At 63.1% G+C, this 16070-nt stretch carries 20 protein-coding genes; 13 read left to right on the top strand and 7 right to left on the bottom strand.

The window, feature by feature from the left end; translation table 11 throughout:
- On the top strand, positions 1-781 hold a 781-nt coding region (gene trpS / locus ABSB13_RS09985; protein WP_428107819.1), incomplete at its 5' end, for a tryptophan--tRNA ligase.
- A 21-nt stretch (positions 782-802) separates the two neighbouring features.
- Here the strand turns inward: trpS and proS are convergent.
- Positions 803-2275 (bottom strand): proline--tRNA ligase, encoded by a 1473-nt coding sequence (proS, locus tag ABSB13_RS09980; RefSeq protein ID WP_428107818.1) that lies wholly within the window; start codon positions 2273-2275, stop codon positions 803-805.
- 99 nt (positions 2276-2374) lie between these two features.
- Here proS and ABSB13_RS09975 point away from each other — a divergent pair, with 99 nt between their 5' ends.
- Genes ABSB13_RS09975 through ABSB13_RS09935 form a run of 9 tightly spaced genes read left to right on the top strand, consistent with a single transcriptional unit; the run spans position 2375 to position 8775 of the window.
- Positions 2375-3094 carry an SIMPL domain-containing protein gene (locus tag ABSB13_RS09975; RefSeq protein WP_428107817.1) on the top strand — a complete coding sequence of 240 codons (720 nt, stop codon included), beginning with the start codon at positions 2375-2377 and terminating at the stop codon, positions 3092-3094.
- 44 nt (positions 3095-3138) lie between these two features.
- The gene (locus ABSB13_RS09970) at positions 3139-3666 is read left to right on the top strand and encodes a redoxin domain-containing protein (RefSeq protein ID WP_428107815.1); all 528 of its coding nucleotides are present in this window, start codon (positions 3139-3141) and stop codon (positions 3664-3666) included.
- A gap of 7 nt (positions 3667-3673) precedes the next feature.
- Positions 3674-4399, top strand: coding sequence for a VIT1/CCC1 transporter family protein (locus tag ABSB13_RS09965; RefSeq protein ID WP_428107814.1), 726 nt, complete (start codon positions 3674-3676; stop codon positions 4397-4399).
- 10 nt (positions 4400-4409) lie between these two features.
- Positions 4410-4661, top strand: coding sequence for a hypothetical protein (locus tag ABSB13_RS09960; RefSeq protein ID WP_428107813.1), 252 nt, complete (start codon positions 4410-4412; stop codon positions 4659-4661).
- A 3-nt stretch (positions 4662-4664) separates the two neighbouring features.
- The gene (locus ABSB13_RS09955; protein WP_428107811.1) at positions 4665-5594 is read left to right on the top strand and encodes an ABC transporter permease; all 930 of its coding nucleotides are present in this window, start codon (positions 4665-4667) and stop codon (positions 5592-5594) included.
- Positions 5591-6403 carry an ABC transporter permease gene (locus tag ABSB13_RS09950; RefSeq protein ID WP_428107809.1) on the top strand — a complete coding sequence of 271 codons (813 nt, stop codon included), beginning with the start codon at positions 5591-5593 and terminating at the stop codon, positions 6401-6403. The genes ABSB13_RS09955 and ABSB13_RS09950 overlap by 4 nt, the downstream gene beginning before the upstream one ends.
- Positions 6400-7995 (top strand): ABC transporter substrate-binding protein, encoded by a 1596-nt coding sequence (locus tag ABSB13_RS09945; RefSeq protein ID WP_428107808.1) that lies wholly within the window; start codon positions 6400-6402, stop codon positions 7993-7995. The genes ABSB13_RS09950 and ABSB13_RS09945 overlap by 4 nt, the downstream gene beginning before the upstream one ends.
- A 43-nt stretch (positions 7996-8038) precedes the next feature.
- The gene (locus tag ABSB13_RS09940) at positions 8039-8350 is read left to right on the top strand and encodes a type II toxin-antitoxin system Phd/YefM family antitoxin (RefSeq protein ID WP_428107807.1); all 312 of its coding nucleotides are present in this window, start codon (positions 8039-8041) and stop codon (positions 8348-8350) included.
- Positions 8347-8775: a type II toxin-antitoxin system VapC family toxin gene (locus ABSB13_RS09935; protein WP_428107805.1), complete on the top strand. Its 429-nt coding sequence runs from the start codon at positions 8347-8349 to the stop codon at positions 8773-8775. The genes ABSB13_RS09940 and ABSB13_RS09935 overlap by 4 nt, the downstream gene beginning before the upstream one ends.
- A 3-nt stretch (positions 8776-8778) precedes the next feature.
- Here ABSB13_RS09935 and ABSB13_RS09930 read toward each other — a convergent pair whose 3' ends face one another.
- From ABSB13_RS09930 to ABSB13_RS09920, 3 genes are read right to left on the bottom strand one after another with little or no spacing between them, the layout of a single operon-like run.
- Positions 8779-9813 carry a lysylphosphatidylglycerol synthase domain-containing protein gene (locus ABSB13_RS09930; RefSeq protein ID WP_428107804.1) on the bottom strand — a complete coding sequence of 345 codons (1035 nt, stop codon included), beginning with the start codon at positions 9811-9813 and terminating at the stop codon, positions 8779-8781.
- On the bottom strand, positions 9810-10241 hold the full coding sequence (locus tag ABSB13_RS09925) for a MaoC family dehydratase (protein WP_428107803.1): 432 nt from the start codon (positions 10239-10241) through the stop codon (positions 9810-9812). The genes ABSB13_RS09930 and ABSB13_RS09925 overlap by 4 nt, the downstream gene beginning before the upstream one ends.
- Positions 10238-10687 (bottom strand): FAS1-like dehydratase domain-containing protein, encoded by a 450-nt coding sequence (locus tag ABSB13_RS09920; protein ID WP_428107801.1) that lies wholly within the window; start codon positions 10685-10687, stop codon positions 10238-10240. The genes ABSB13_RS09925 and ABSB13_RS09920 overlap by 4 nt, the downstream gene beginning before the upstream one ends.
- 61 nt (positions 10688-10748) lie before the next feature.
- On the opposite strand from ABSB13_RS09920, the gene ABSB13_RS09915 reads away from it, so the two are divergent.
- A complete protein-coding gene (locus ABSB13_RS09915; protein ID WP_428107800.1) occupies positions 10749-11429 on the top strand; it encodes a DNA-3-methyladenine glycosylase family protein in 681 nt (226 codons plus the stop codon).
- Between the two features lie 60 nt (positions 11430-11489).
- On the opposite strand, the gene ABSB13_RS09910 is transcribed toward ABSB13_RS09915, so the two are convergent.
- Positions 11490-12191 (bottom strand): hypothetical protein, encoded by a 702-nt coding sequence (locus ABSB13_RS09910; RefSeq protein WP_428107798.1) that lies wholly within the window; start codon positions 12189-12191, stop codon positions 11490-11492.
- Positions 12192-12225: 34 nt separating this feature from the next.
- On the bottom strand, positions 12226-12933 hold the full coding sequence (locus ABSB13_RS09905; protein WP_428107797.1) for a hypothetical protein: 708 nt from the start codon (positions 12931-12933) through the stop codon (positions 12226-12228).
- Between the two features lie 42 nt (positions 12934-12975).
- On the opposite strand from ABSB13_RS09905, the gene pyrF reads away from it, so the two are divergent.
- Complete coding sequence (gene pyrF, locus ABSB13_RS09900; RefSeq protein WP_428107795.1) at positions 12976-13923, top strand: orotidine-5'-phosphate decarboxylase; 948 nt, start codon at positions 12976-12978, stop codon at positions 13921-13923.
- Between the two features lie 35 nt (positions 13924-13958).
- Here pyrF and ABSB13_RS09895 read toward each other — a convergent pair whose 3' ends face one another.
- Positions 13959-14504, bottom strand: coding sequence for a ferritin-like domain-containing protein (locus ABSB13_RS09895; RefSeq protein WP_428107794.1), 546 nt, complete (start codon positions 14502-14504; stop codon positions 13959-13961).
- Positions 14505-14810: 306 nt separating this feature from the next.
- On the opposite strand from ABSB13_RS09895, the gene dprA reads away from it, so the two are divergent.
- Positions 14811-15998 carry a DNA-processing protein DprA gene (gene dprA / locus ABSB13_RS09890; RefSeq protein ID WP_428107792.1) on the top strand — a complete coding sequence of 396 codons (1188 nt, stop codon included), beginning with the start codon at positions 14811-14813 and terminating at the stop codon, positions 15996-15998.
- Positions 15999-16070 lie beyond the last annotated feature (72 nt).

The raw sequence follows: 16070 nt of genomic DNA, 5'->3' as shown, positions 1-16070 counted from the left end.
TCCGGACAAGGTGAAGATCGTCGTTCAATCGATGGTCCCGGAGCTGACCGAGCTGACGATTTACTTCATGAACCTTGTCACCACCGCGACGCTCGAGCGCAATCCGACTCTCAAGGATGAAATCAAGCAGCGGAATTTCACCAAGGGCCTGCCGGTGGGATTTTATACGTATCCAATTTCGCAGGCTTCGGACATCACGATCTTCAAGGCGCATCTCGTCCCGGTCGGCGAGGACCAGTTGCCGATGATCGAGCAGGCACGCGAAATCGTGCGGCGCTTCAATCGCATGTACGACAAGGTCCTCATCGAACCCAAGGCGCTGGTCGGCCAGGTGGCGCGGCTGCCGGGCACCGACGGTGGCGCGAAGATGTCGAAGTCGGTCGGCAATTGCATCTACCTTGGCGATTCGCCCGAGGTCGTGCGCAAGCGCGTGATGTCGATGTACACCGATCCCACGCGGCTGCATCCGACTGATCCCGGCCACGTCGAAGGCAATCCCGTTTTCACCTATCACGACGTGTTCAATCCGGATAAGGCGGAAGTCGAAGACCTCAAGGAGCGCTACCGCAAGGGCACGGTCGGCGACGTCGAGGTCAAGGAGAAGCTGTTCAAGGCGCTGAACGTTTTTCTGGAACCGATCCGCGAGCGCCGCGCGCATTTCGCCTCGAAACCCGGCCACGTCCGCGAGATAATCGTCGAGGGTACGCGCAAGGGACGCGCGGTGGCGCAGGCAACGATGGCCGAAGTGCGCACCGCAATGAAGATCAGCTACAAGCTCTGATCACGACGCGGGCGCTTGCGCTCAATACGCCTTGGCGAAATAGGCGCGCTCGGCCGCCGGCTCGCCGCATACCATGCACACCCCCGCGACGCCGTCACTGGTGAGTGGAATTACTCGGCAAGTCGCCTTGGTCTCCTCGCGAATCCGCGTCTCGCACGCTGGATTCCCGCACCAATAGACGTCGGCGAATCCACCGCCGCCTTCACCTTCCATATGCCGGCGAAACGCTGCGTAGTCGTCGAATCTCCGCGTACTGGCGATCATCGCGGCCTTTGCCTGCGCGTGGAGATTTTTCTGAATCTCGCCCAGCAGCGCGCTGACAGTATCGGCAATCGATCCGAGCGACGCCTTGCTCTTTGATTCCGGTCCCGACTTGTCGCGCCGCGCCAGCACCGCTTCACCCGCGGCGACATCGCGCGGTCCGATCTCGATCCTCACCGGCACGCCGCGCATCTCCCAATCGTTGAACTTGAAACCCGGCGTCAGTCCTTCGCGATCGTCGATGCGCGCGCGGATTCCCGCCTGGGTCAGCGACTCCCACGCGCCGCGGGCCGCGGCGAGCACTTTTTCGCCCTCCTCGGGTTTGCGAAATATCGGCACGACGACCGCTTGCGTCGACGCGACCGTCGGCGGCAGCCGCAGTCCCTGGTCGTCGCCGTGCGCCATCACGATCGCGCCGAGCAGCCGCGTCGATACACCCCAGCTGGTCTGCCACACGAACTGCATCTGATTTTGATCGTCGAGGTAGCGGATCTCGAAGGGCCTGGCGAAGTTCTGGCCGAGAAAATGCGAGGTGCCGCATTGCAGCGCGCGCCCGTCGCCCATCAAGCCCTCGATCGAGTAGGTCTCGACGGCGCCCGGGAATCGTTCGGCGGCGCTCTTGCGTCCCACGATCAGCGGAATCGCCAGGAACTCCTCGACGAACTGGCGGTACACTTCGAGCATCGTGAGCGTTTCGCGTTCGGCTTCCTCGCGCGTCGCGTGCGCCGTGTGCCCCTCCTGCCAGAGGAACTCGGTGGTGCGCAGGAACATGCGCGTGCGCATCTCCCATCGCACGACGTTGCACCATTGATTGAGCATCATCGGCAAGTCGCGGTGCGATCTGATCCACTGCGCGAACATATGGTTGATGATCGTCTCGGAGGTGGGCCGCACGATTAGCGGCTCTTCGAGCTCCTTGCCCCCGCCGTGCGTAACGACCGCAAGCTCGGGCGCGAACCCCTCGACGTGTTGCGCCTCTTTTTGCAGAAAGCTCTGCGGGATGAACAGCGGAAAGTACGCGTTGCGAGCGCCGGTCTGCTTGATGCGCTTGTCGAGCTCGTCGCGCAGCAGCTCCCAGATGGCGAAGCCGTCGGGACGAAACACGATGCATCCGCGCACCGGCGAGTAGTCCGCCAGCTCCGCGCGGAGACAGATGTCGTTGTACCACGCGGCAAAGTCCTCGGTGCGAGGGGTTACCTTCTTGTCGTTTTGTTTTGCTTGTTTTTCCGCCATGCTTCTTGCGTGACGATTGTGACTATCGTCAATTGGTACAGTCTCCGGATAAAATCAGCCCGAATCAACTTATTCCGGAGCGCGCCCGAGATGGAAGTCATGAAGCTCAGACTCCGCGCAGTCGCCGCCGGCCTTGCGGTACTCCTGCTGGTCTTCGCGCCAGCGGCGCGGGCGGATAGCAGTGCGAATACTCCCGCCATGCGGACGATCGAAGTTGACGGCAGCGGCGAGACGCGCACATCGCCCGACACCGCGGATTTGGATCTGGCGATCGATACTCAAGCGAAGACGGCCGAGGAGGCTGCTAACCGCAACGCCGCGCTGGCCGCGAAGGTGATCGACGCGCTCAAGTCGAAGCTCGGCGACAAGGGCAAGATTACGACCGCGGGTTATTCGCTGAATCCCGAGTACGACCAGCGTGTGAGCGAGAAGCCCAGGATTGTCGGCTACAACGCGCAAAATACAGTGACGTTGCATACCGGCGCGCTGGACCTCGTGGGCGCGCTCATCGATGCCGCGATCGCGGCCGGCGCAAATCGCGTCAACTCGCTTAACTTCAGCGTCAAGGACGACACCAAGGCGCGCACCGAAGCGATCGCGATCGCAACCCGCGACGCCCGCGCACAGGCCGAAGCGCTCGCATCTGCGCTGGGCGTGAAGCTCGGGATGATCCTCAAGGCGACGACAGTCTCGCAAGCGCGGCCGATTCCGATGCGGATGGGACCGGCGATGGCGATGTCGGCGAGCGTGGCCACACCGGTCGAACCCGGCGAGGTCACGGTGTCGGCGACGGTTTCTCTCACCTTCGAGATTGAGTAGGTTTTGCTTTTGCGCTATCGACCTAACGTGCGCTTGAGGCCGCGATGCTGAAGCCCGGGGATCCCGCACCGTCGTTCGATCTTGAATGCGCCGTTGATGGGCGTATCGCACGCTCCAGTCTCGCGAAGATTTCTTCCGAATTGGTTCTGCTCTTTTTCTATCCGCGCGACTTTTCTTTCATCTGTCCCACCGAAGTCACGGGCTTCAACAAGGCGCTGAAGGAATTTGCCGCCGAGGAGACGACGATCGTGGGGGTCAGTATCGACGACGTGGACAGCCATCTTCGATGGGCCCGTGAGCTCGGCGGAATCGGCTACCCGCTGCTCTCCGATCCGGATGGCGGTCTGGCGCGCGCCTACGGGGTTTTCGACGACCAGCAAAAAGTCGCGTTGCGTGCGACGTTCATCCTCGATCGGAAACGCAAGGTTGTGTTCGCCGCATCATGCCCGCTGAACGTTGGACGCAGCGTGACCGAGACGCTTCGAATCGTGCGCGCGCTCCGAACCGGCCAACTCTGCCCCGCCGACTGGAAGCCGGGCGTCGAGTTCGGTCCGTCCGGCCGCGACTTCTAGGACCAGCTTGGCTTCGGTCGATCCCGCGGAAAAAAGGCGGCTCTTCGAGCGGCTCTCGAGCGTCCGCGAAATTGTGTTCGGCGTCCAGGACGGCGTGCTGACGACCGCGGGCGTGCTGTGCGGGCTGAGCGGCGCCGTCTCACAGCATTCGCAGGTCGTGCTCGCCGCCCTGGCTTCCACCGCGGCCGGTGCGCTCTCGATGGGTGCGGGAGCCTATCTGGGCACCCGCGCGGAAACCGAGGTTTTGAGCGCCGAGCTCGAGCTCGTGCGCGTCGAGGCCGCCGCCAAGCCGTACACCGTCCAGGAAGGATTGCTCGACGAGCTGTGCAAGGAAGGCCTCAGTCGCGAGGCCGGCTATCGCATCGTCCGGCTGCTCAGCACCGCTCCCAAGGCGCTCGCATCAACCGCCGAGGCAAAGATGTTCGGGCTGACCGGCGGGACGTTCGGCAGGCCGGCGTTGGATGGAATCGTGATGGGGCTCGCATTCCTGGCCGGCGCGGTGGTGCCGTTGCTGCCGTACATGCTGATTCCAGGCCCTCGCTACGATCTTGGCGGCGCGCTCGTTGCCACCGCGCTCACCTTGTTCGGGGTTGGATACTTCGCGGGATGGCTCGCGCATCGCGACGATCGCTGGCGGTCGGGCGTCCGCTTTCTTGCAATCGCGATGAGCGCGGCGGCCGTCGGCTATCTGATCGGACTGGCGATCTCGCCACTCGGTGCGACCGCAGGCTAACCTTGTTCGCGTGAAAATTCCTGCGTACTCATCGGTGACCGCGTTTCTTGCGCACTATCGCGCGCTGAAGTCAGCCGCATCTCGAAGCTCTCACGACGAGCAGCTATTCGCCGCGGTGTCGGCGGCGATCGCGACGCTTGCGCCCCAGGCTCGCGCCGCACTCGAATCCGTCGAGGACTCCGCCCGGATCAAACGCCATCGCGATCGCGACGAGCTCCAACTCCGCCGCGAGCTTGCCGCGCGCGGAATTGTCGCGGGCTGAGCGATGCTTGCTTACCTCGTACGGCGAATCGTATTTGGCGCGGCGGTCCTGGTCGGAACGTCGGTCATCACCTTCACCATCGCCTTCGTCGTTCCCGCCGATCCCGCGGTCACGATGGCCGGGGCGAAGGCCGATCCGCAAACTCTCGCCTCGATCCGGAGCGAGATGGGTCTCGACCAGCCGCTCTACGTCCAGTACGCGCGCTATTTCGATCGCGCGATTCACGGCGACCTGGGCCGTTCGTATATCCGGCGCGAGAGCGTGACCCGGCTGATAGCCGATCGCTTTCCCGCAACCGCCGTGCTGGCCGGCGCCGCGATGGCGTTGTCCTTGATGCTTGGAATTGCGATGGGCGCGCTGGCAGCCGCGTATCGCGGGCGCGCGGCCGACAACATCCTGCTGGTCATATCGCTGGGGCTGGTCTCGATCCCGGTATTCTGGCTGGGCACGATGCTGCTGATCGCGGTGGCCGCCACCATTCGCTCATTTCCGCTTGGCGGTTACAGCGGCGCTACCAGCTTGATCCTGCCGACTCTGACCCTCGCGCTCGGCTCGGCCGGCTACTATTCGCGCGTGCTTCACACCAGCTTGTGCGATGCGTTCGATCAGGATTACGTGCGCACCGCGCGTGGCAAGGGTCTCTCGCCCGTCCGCGTGATGCTCAAACACGCGATGGCAAACGCGCTGCTGCCGCTCGTCACGCTGGCCGGGCTCGATCTGGCGGGCCTGCTTTCGGGCGTCGTGCTGACCGAGACGGTTTTCAACTGGCCGGGAATCGGGCGGCTGGCGGCCGAGGCGATCTTCAATCTCGACATCCCGGTGATCATGGGCACGGTGCTCTTTTCCGCATTGCTGATTGTGGTCGTCAACCTGCTGGTGGACCTGCTTTACGCGTGGCTCGATCCGCGCATTCGGTTGGCGGAGACCGGGTGAATATCCGCCGCCTCGTCACGCTCGAAACCGTTGGCGCTGCGATGGTCACCGTGCTGGTGCTCGTCGCGATCTTTGCGCCCATGCTCGCGCCGCACGATCCGACGATCGTCGTCGCGCCGACCTTTGGCGATCCCGGCGCGCCCACACTCGCATTCCCGATGGGCACCGACGAACTCGGCCGCGACGTGTTCTCCCGCATCATCTTCGGCGCCCGAATATCGCTCACCGTCGGCGTCGCCGCGATGGCGGTCACGATGACCATCGGCATCGCGATCGGTCTGTGCTCGGGATTCTTCGGCGGCGCAGTCGATTTTATTCTGATGCGCTTCACGGATCTGATGCTGTCCTTGCCGCCGCTGCTGCTCGCGATGGCGCTGGTCGCGGTGCTGGGGCCGAGTTTGCGCACGATCTTCATCGTCATCGGGCTGGTTTCATGGACGTCGATCGCGCGCGTGGTGCGGGCGGAGACGCTTGCGATGTCCCGGCGCGATTTCGTGGTCGGCGCCGAGGCTCTGGGCGCGCCGTCGCTCCGATTGATCGCGCGCCATATCATCCCCAACGTCCTGCCGATAATCGTCGTGATGGCGGCGTTGCGAACCTCCGACACCCTGCTGCTCGACGCGGCGCTCAGCTTTCTCGGGCTGGGCGTGCCGCCGCCAACGCCGAGTTGGGGCCGAATGATCGAAGAGGCGACGATTTACTTCCGCACCGCGCCGTGGCTGGCGACGTTTCCCGGTCTCGCGATCTTTTACGCGGTGCTCAGCTTCAATCTGCTCGGCTACGGATTTTTGCGCAGGCGCTCGCAATGATGCGTCGAAGAATCATGCCGGCTGTCATCGCGATCGCCTTAGCCTTCGGATGCGGCGGAGGACCGCCGCCGCTCAACTTGCCGCCGCACGCGATGGTAATCCGGCTGGCGGATGTCGACGACGTCCCGACACTCGACCCGGCCGCCGGCTATGACACCGTCTCCTGGACTTTCGAACAGGCAATCTTCGACACGCTGGTGCGCTACGGCGACGGCAATATCGAACTCGAACCCGATATCGCAACCGCCTGGGAAAGCTCGCCCGACGCGACGACTTTTACCTTTCACCTGCGCACCGACGCCCGTTTTTCCGACGGACGAGCCGTAACCAGCGAGGACTTCCGCTATGGAATCGAACGCGTGCTGAATCCCGCCACGCGCTCGCGAGGGATGGAGTACTACCGCGGTATCGTGGGCGCGGCCGACTTCGCCGCGCATCGCAATCCGCACGTGAGCGGAATCGACACGCCTGACAATTCGACTATCGTTTTCCATTTGAGCGCACCCGACCCGATCTTCGCGCACAAGCTCGCGATGCCGTTTGCGTCGGCTATCCCGCGCGACGTCGCGGAGAAATGGGGCGACGATTTTTCCCGCCACGTCGTTGGCAGCGGCGCCTTCGTGCTGCGCGAGTGGATTGGCGGGCAACGCCTGGTGCTGGTGCGCAATCCCTGGTACTTCGCCAAACCCTTGCCGCATCTCGACGCGATCGTCGAGTCGGTCGGCGTAAACCAGGAGCTGCAATGGCTGCGCTTCGACGCGGGCCAAATCGACGCGATGGTCGATATCCCACCGGCCGAGTTCCCCTACGTCATGAAAACTCCGGCGCTGCGCAAGCTGACAATGGCGAAAACCACCGTCACGACCCGCTACCTCGGCATGAACTGCCAGATGTGGCCGTTTACCGACGTTCGCGTGCGCCGCGCGCTGAGTTACGCGATCGACCGCCACAAGCTGATCGCAATTTTGAACGGACGCGCCATCGCCGCGCGAGGCGTCATGCCCCCGAACCTGCCCGGCTACGACCCCGATCTCGAGGGCTACGACTACGACCCGGCCAAAGCGCGCGCGCTGCTCGAGCAAGCGCATCTCGCCCGCGGCTTCGAGTTTGAAATCTGGATGCGCGCCGATCAGACCATCCTGATGCTCGCGCAATCGATTCAGCAGGATCTCGCGCCGCTCGGTATCCGCGCCAGGCTGAAGCCGGTCGCGTGGGGACCGTTTCTCGAAGCGATTCGCCAGCCCCATACGGTGCAATCGTACATGCAGGGATGGGAGGCTGACTTTCCCGATCCCGAGAATTTTCTCGGCGCGCTGCTTTCGCGCGCTCAGTGGGGTTCCAACAACGACAGCTTTTATTCCGACCCCGAGGTCGAGCAACTGCTTGCTGAGGCCCAGCCCGTCGCCGACCTGAAAAAGCGCTACGCGCTATACGACCAGGCCGAGAAGATCGTCGTCGCCGACGCGCCGTGGGTCATTCTCTACTACCCGGTGACTTACATAATCCGCCAGCCGTGGGTGCACGACTACGTGATGAATCCGATGCGCCCGACGCGCTTCGAGCACGTCTGGCTCTCCCCGCACCCGGATTAGCGCCGTAGCCCGACAGCGCCAACTTGGCTATGATTGAAAGGCCATGAAAAAAGCCAAAATTGCGGAACTGCGGAACGGTCTTTCGCGCTATCTCGAACACGTCCGCGCGGGTGGTTCCGTGCTTGTGTACGACCGCGACACTCCAATCGCCGAGATCGTCCCTCTCACGCGGAGCAAGACCCGGAGCAAAAAGGACCTCGATGAGGAACGCCTCGCGCGACTCGAACGCAAGGGAGCGATCAGGCGCGGCACCGGCGATTTGTCCGCATGGTTCAAGACTCATAAGCCCATCGAGATCCCTGGAGGCGCTGGTGTCTTGCAGGCATTGTTAGAAGAGCGAGAAAGCGGCCGGTGAGATTCTGGGATGCCTCGGCACTAGTCCCGCTATTCATCAAAGAGGCAGCAACTCCGGAAGTTGAAGGGTGGCGAGCCGCTGATCCCGGCATCACAACCTGGATGATGACGCGAGTCGAAGTACTCGCAGCGATCGCGCGAAAGAAGCGTGAGCGGCCGGATATGGTGGCTCTGTGGAACCGCGCAGTACGCGACGTGAACGAAGTCGCGCTTAGATGGATTGAAATCTACGATGCCGTCGCTGCCCGCCTTCACGCTGAGCGCATCATTATGGACCATCCACTGCGAACCGCCGACGCACTCCAGCTCGGCGCCGCACTGGTGGCCGCCGATGGCGATCCGCAATCTCTGGAACTCGTCACTCTGGATGGCAGACTCGCTGAGGCGGCTCGGCGCGAAGGCTTTCCCGTCCTCGGCGTTCGATAGATCCTACGCGGTTGCTGGCGTGCTGGCGGGCTCGGTGCGGAGCGCGGTCAGTTCGCGGCTGGCGCGCGGCAGGAACACCAGTCCGATCAGCGCGTTGCAAAGCATGAAGGTGAGTTGCGCCGCGATACTGTAGGCGACGATCTTCGCCGCCGGCGCGTTGCTCGAGAAGAACAACAGCCACGCCGCCTGGCTGGTACCCAGATGAGCCACCGCGATCGGCAGCGCGGCCGCCAGGAACACCAGCGGCAGAAACAGCATCAGCTTCACGAACGGAACCGCAATTCCGTACAGCGTCAGCGCATAATATTGCGCGACGACCGAGGCGAGAAAGGTCGGCGCCTTGATCGCCAGCACCACCAGGTAGTCGAGCGGGCGCGCCTGGATGAAAGTCGCGAGCAATGCGCCCGCCCTTCCGGTCTCGACCCAGTGCCGGATCCGCATGCTGCGCCGGGCGATCGCGAAGAACGCGATGATTACCGCCAGCATCGCCCACGCCGCGATGTACACGACGCGAAGGATCGCAACCAGCCTCACCTGCGCGGCGCTCGCCGGCGTGTAAAAGATCACTCCCAGCGTCGAGAAGAGAAAAAGTTGGTAGATTTCGAGCAGTGCGATGAACAGCACCGAGCTGAGTGCGCTCAGAAAGCTGACCCCGGCTTTGCGATGCAGATAATACGCGACGCCGCCCTGGGCCAGGCTGGTGTTGATCAGCGCCAGCACGTACATGCTCGCGCGAATCGGCAGGATGTCCCGATAGTGCATCCGCGCGTTGAAGCGGCACACAACCCAGGTGAGACACGCCGAATCGATCGCGCAATAAAACAGCGAGTACGGCATGAACACCGCCAGGAATTCCAGCACCGGCACCTGCGACAGCGCTTGCTCGACTTTCCGGATGGGGATGCGCCAGAAGATCAGCGCAAAGATCGCGACGGTTCCGAGATACGGAATCGCCTTGCGCCACAGCGGTGTCGCGCGAGGCGCCGGGACCTCGTCGCGTGGCGCATCGCTCGAGCCGGGAATCGGCCCGGCGCTCATGCGTCGCTCAGCCTGATCGCGGCGCTTCCCGTCAGCACCTGTGCGCTGCGCTGATTCTCGACGTGAATCTGCAGCTCGGCCCGCTGCGGACCGACGGAAACGATTTTCGCGTGGGCGGTCAACGTGTCGCCGTAGAACACCGGCCTGGTAAGCGATACATCGATACGTCCGCCGCGAACAAAGCGCATGCCGAAGGTGTCCGCGAGGAATTGCGCCACTATCGCGATGGTCTGCTCGCCGGCGGCGATCGGCAACACGAATCCCGCTTTTTTTGCGGCGTCCTTGTCGTCGTGGATGTTGCCGCGCGGACGGCGCCGCGGAGGCTCCTCGATGCCTGAGAGGTAGGCCTTCGCCGCGTCCGCATCGAGCAGGTACGGCGGCGAAACCAGTTCCGCGCCGATTCGAATCTCAGCGGGCGACGCGCTCATCGCATCTCTCCTTTGTCGTTCAGCAGCACCGACGTAATCGCCTGCCTTACCAGCAGCTCATCGGTCACCGCGTCGCGCGATTCATATTCCAGCGTGAAATAAAACTTGCCGCGCTTGCGATACGCCGCGGTAATCTTGCCTTCGCTCTTCACCGCCTGTCCCACGCGCATCGGCTCGTGAAACTCGCACCAGTGCTTGGCGTGGACTCCGCCCGTGCCGCCCTTGAAATGAGCGGCGATGAGCAGCGCGTAATCCTGCAAGCGCATCGTGGGCGGCACGATCGCGCCGGGGTTGCGCGCATCGGCGGCGAATTCGGTACTCGCGGCCCCTACCGCCTGCGAGAATGTGCGCGCCTGCTCGGGAGTGACGACGTAATGAATCGGCCCAAGCCGCATCCCTTCGTGGAGGTTCTCGGGGCACATCGGGAGTCTGGTGTTTTCACTCATAGTCGCGATTGAACAAGCTTAGCAGGCGTGCAAGATTCGGCGAACTGCGCTTTTGAGTCCGATGCCAACTGACAAGGTTCCATACGCGCGCAAGGCGCGAATGCATCTTAGCAAGGCCGACCCGGTCCTCGCACGGATTATTGCCGAGGTCGGCGCGCTTGGAATCCAGCCGCGCCGCGAACGCTTCCAGGCGCTGGCGCGCAATATCATTTTCCAGCAGCTTGCCGGCGCCGCCGCCAACGCGATCTACGGCCGCTTCGTCGGCTTGTTCCCCGGCGTGGAATTTCCCTCGCCGGATCAAGTGCTCGCCAAAACCGACGCGCAGCTGCGCAGCGTGGGCCTCTCGGAAAAGAAGGCGCTCTACATCAAGGACCTCGCCGCGCACGTTCGAGACGGCAAGCTCAACTTCCATCGCTTCCATCGCATGACCGACGAGGAGATCGTCGCCCATCTCACGCAGGTCAAGGGAATCGGCAAGTGGACGGCTGAAATCTTCCTGATGTTCAACCTGGGACGGCCCGACGTGATGCCTGCCGACGATCTCGGCGTCCAGAACGCGGTCCAGCGGCACTACCGGATGCGCCAACGGCCCAATCGCAAGCGTCTGCTCAAGCACGCCGAGCGATGGCGTCCGTACCGAACCGCGGCGGCATGGTATCTGTGGCGCAGCCTCGACATCGTGCTGCCCGACGCCGGCACAAAGCCGCCAGCCAAGGCCGTCGCGAAACGCAAGCAGCCGTGAGATTTCGGTAGCGCTAATGCCTATATCAAGCTGAACCCTTCGCCCGGTTGCTCCGTAGATTCAAGCGATTAGCGGCAGCGCTGGCATATGGCTCCGCTCATTCTGAAAGGCGGCCATCTCTACGTCCCGCGCTCGCCAGTGCGTGCCAGTTCGATCTTCCAGGATGAGTGCGGATGATCTGCACCACTTGATCCATGCACAGTAGAAATCCCAGTCGCGGGTGGTCAGGGGTCGGTCATGCTGGCGCGCGAACAAGCCGTTGTGCGCGGCTTCTGGATGCGCAAGGCAGTATGAACGCACCGCTCGAACTACCTGGACGTCGATCATTGGGAAGCGCTCTGGCGACGCAAAAGCGACAAAAGTGGCGACGACCGGAAGAGCATTTTTTGCCACAAAGAACTGTTGCAGAACCGCGAATGTCCCCAACGAACCTTCGCGGGTGAAAGCAGTGCAAGCATTCCAGAAGTCTTGCGGGGTTCCTCGGTGGGACGTTTCGATGATACTTGAAGTAAGCTGGTTCCTGCGTGGAGGCATGGAAAAGAGTTTCCAAAACACCACCTCGAACCATGCTTCCGAGTGGTCCGGCGCATTTCTCCTAAATCGGTCCTCAAAAGCCATCGTCTGCTCCCGATTGCCCGGCACCAAATTCTGAGCGAACCAATCTCCTCCGAACTGATCCCTGCGAACGAAGGCTGTCAAGTCGGCGCGATATTCGTACTGGCGCAGCGCATCGAGCCACTGCTGTGCTTCCTCATATGTCATGTCACGAGATTATCCGGACAATCGCGCCGCGGGGCTACTCGGCGAGCATCGGGTTTGGTTTCGGGAAGCCGAGCCTGGACAGAGATTCGTCCAGGGCGTGCGCGTCCTGGGACGGAGTCGCCGGATGCTCGGCGAGCGCGTTTACGCGCCGGCGCATTTCCTTTAGTTCGGTGTAGAGACCGCCCGACAGGCGCGCGATCACGACGAAACAAATCCACGGGACGACGACCAGTCCCACAATTGTGATCGCAATCATGGTGCGGGCCTGCGACTGGGCGCCGGCCGCCACCGCGATCAGCGCCGCGTCATCAAGGCTCATCAGATCCGCCACCGTCCCTTCCAGATCGCGCAGCCGCGGCGCGAGACTGTCATCGCCCGGCTGTGCCGCGCGCAGCGCGTCGAACAGCGGGCGCGCGTCGTTGGCGATTTTCTCGATCCGTTCGGCCTGCTCGCGGGTTCCGATATGCGATCGCGCGATCTCGATTTCGGAAATGAATCCACGCTGCTGATCCATGACGATTTGAGATGCCTCGGGCTGCGTGCGTCCCCAATCCATCTTGTAAAGCGCGTTTTCCATCCCCTGGGCCGCGCGCGCCGCCGCATACTCGTTCTCGTAAATTTCCCGCGGCGCCGTCCCGAAGACGTGAAACGCGCCTGCGATCAGCGCGGCCGCCAGCAACACAGTCGCCGGCGCCAGCGCGGCCATGAAGCGGAGCTTGGTAACAATAGTCAGGTTGTTCATGCCGGTTTCTTCCTGTCGTTGGCTCCCGAGAGGATGCCCGCGATGGACGCGAAAACGCAACGACCCGATGTGACCTGCGGGCCGCACTATGCAATAATCCCCGCGATGAATTTTGCCGATCGCCTTGCGCAAGCGTCGCGTCTCAAACAGAGCGTCGTGGTGCTCGGCATCGATCCCCAGCTCGATGCACCGGGCGCGCCCGCAGTCCCGCGCGATTACACGCTGGCGCGCTTCTGCTGCGAAATCGTCGAGTCGAGCGCGCGCTCCGCGGTCGCAATCAAGGCGCAACTTGCCTTTTATGAAGCGCGCGGCGTCGAGGGGATGCGCGCGTTTTGCGAGGTCGTCAAGCTGGCCCGGCGGCTTGGGTTGATTACGATCGCGGATGCGAAGCGCGGCGATATCGGCACGACCTCGGCCGCCTACGCCGAGGCCTTTCTGGGCGACGGCGACTTCAGTTGCGACGCCGTGACCGTCAACCCGTACCAGGGGAGCGACGCCGTGATGCCGTTTATCGCGAAGTTGGGCGGCGGCCGCGGGGTGTTCGTGCTGGTGAAGACGTCGAATCCTTCGTCGGGGGAATTTCAGGACCTGAGCGCGTCGGGCCGCCCCCTATGGGAGTCGGTTGCGGCGCGCGTGAACCAGTGGGGCGGCGACTGCGTGGGCGCCAGCGGTCTCAGCTCCGTCGGCGCGGTGGTCGGCGCGACTTATCCCGAGCATGCGCGGCGCGCGCGCGAATTGATGCCGACGGCGACGATCTTGGTGCCGGGATATGGCGCGCAAGGCGGGTCGGCTGCCGACGCGGTCGCGTCGGCGCGCGCCGACGGCACCGGATTCATCGTGAATGCGAGCCGAAGCCTGATGTACGCGTATCGGAGAAAGGAAGGCGCCAAGCCTGTCGAAGCGGCCGCCGAGTACGCCGAGGCGATGCGCCTGGAACTGAACGGCGCGCTCGCCGCACGCCGCACGAAAGGGTTATCGCGCACCGCGTGATGCACGCGCAACTTTCGGGTTAGCCGCGCACGCGGCTATGCGCGCAGCAGTTCGGCTTCGTCCGCGGCCAGCGTGGCGTAAACTTCGCGATCGATCGCCCGGTAGCGAGCGAGCGCCTTGTCGGCCTGCTCTTCGTTGCCCTCCGCCTTGGCGATTTCGTGCATCTCTTTTTCGATCCAGGACAGATGCCACGGTTCGTCTTTCATGACCGACTTCAGGACTTCCATCGTCTCCGGATCGACGTTGGGCAGCGCGATATGGGCGTTGTAACGGCTCTGCGCGCGCTCTTCGACCACGACCGTCAAGGCGAGCAGGTCGATAATCGTTTTGGGCACGCCGGTGCGAAGTCCGAGCCGGCGCTGGTAGCCGTCGTCGATAAGTTGCGGACTGCCGCCCAAGTCCGCGATTCGCTTGGTCCATAGATAAGCGTGGCGCGTTTCGTCGGCGAGATGAGCCGTCATCTTGAGCAGCGCCTCGCCGTCTTTCATGTGTCCCAGGAGATTGAAGAGCAAACGCGCGCCGCGCAATTCGGCGTCGCGATAGAAGCTGAAGATTAGAATCTGCTTCTCAGTCGCAGACATTGCCGCGAAATCCCTTGTTGCAAGTGATGTAGCGCCCAATACTTCGTCCTCCGTGAACCGTCAAAAAACGACGGCCGATGTGCAATAATAACAGATGAAACGGTTGTGCGTAACTTATGCGATTCCCTTCGCACGATCAATAAAACCTGGCCCCGACGATGGCTGCGGCGGCCCGTCCCGGGAATACGCCGCGTTGACGATCAGGTTGCGAATCCTCGGCGTTAAGCACAACTTACTTATATCTCGGCGCGAAATTGCGGGCTGCCTGTCCAGCGGGAGCCGCGCGGTTGCCGCCGGTGGTGCGCGATGCCGTCACCAGACGTTTATTGGCTCGCATTGAGAAGCGCTCGCGGAGTCGGTCCGCGCACCTGCAAGCTGCTCATCGAAAAGTTCGGCGCTCCTGAAAAAATATTCCAGCTCAATGCCGACGAGATCGCGGCCGCCGGCGTGCCGCGCAACACCGCGCGCAGTATCGCGGAGTTTCGCGACTTCGAACCGCTCGAGAAAGAGCTGTGCGAGCTGCCGAACATCGGCGCGCGCCTGCTCAAATGGACCGACGCCGACTATCCGCCAAACTTGCGCCAAATCGCCGACCCGCCGCCGTTCCTGTTCGTGCGCGGCACCGCCCAGCTCAGCGATCCCACCTGCATCGCGATCGTCGGTGCTCGCGCGGCCAGCGATATCGGCCGGCGGATGGCGCAGCGGCTCGGCCTCGAGCTCGCCGCCAAGGGCTTCACTGTAGTGAGCGGCCTGGCGCGTGGAATCGACGGCGAGGCGCACCAGGGCGCCCTCGACGCGCATGGCAAAACGCTCGCCGTGCTGGGATGCGGCGTTGACGTCATCTATCCGGCCGAGCATCGCAAGCTGGCCGACGCGATCCTCGCGGGCGGCGGCGCCCTGGTGAGTGAACTTCCGATTGGAACGCAGCCGCTGGCGGAGAACTTTCCGACGCGCAACCGCATCCTGTCGGGTCTATGCCTGGGCGTCGTTATCGTCGAGGCGGCTGAAAAGAGCGGCTCGCTGATCACGGCGCGGATGGCGCTCGAACAGGATCGCCAGGTCTTCGCCGTCCCCGGCAGCCCGCTTTCCGGCAAAACGCGAGGCAGCAATCGCCTGCTGAAGGAGGGCGCGAAGCTCGTCGAATGCGTCGAGGACGTGATCGAGGAGCTGGCGCCTCAGATGGCCGGCCGGCCGGTGGCGACCCGGATTGTGCCTGACGAGCCAGTGCCACGGCCTCCGACGCCCGCAATGCCCGCCCCGAGAGCTGAAATTCCTCCCATTGCCCAGTCGGCCGAAGGCGCCAAGGCTCCCGAAATAGTATCTGATGCTGCTACGACAATCTTAGGGAATCTAAAAGAATCTGAAAGGCTCCACGTTGATTCGATCATCGAATCCTCCGGGCTGAATGCCCAAACCGTGCTTAGGTTACTCTTGGAACTGGAACTAGAGGGCCGCGTTACCCAGCATCCGGGCAAGCTTTTCTCGCTTGCATAACTCTGGCAGGGTGTAACTCCTGTAGCGCAGCCGCGGGGGATTGCCCCCCGGATGAAACCTGCGTCAGCAGGG

The organism is Binatus sp. (SeqCode), assembly GCF_050013435.1.
GTDB lineage: Bacteria > Desulfobacterota > Binatia > Binatales > Binataceae > Binatus.
Note: the sequence above shows the minus strand (reverse complement) of the source record. Positions and strands in the feature narration are given on the sequence as shown.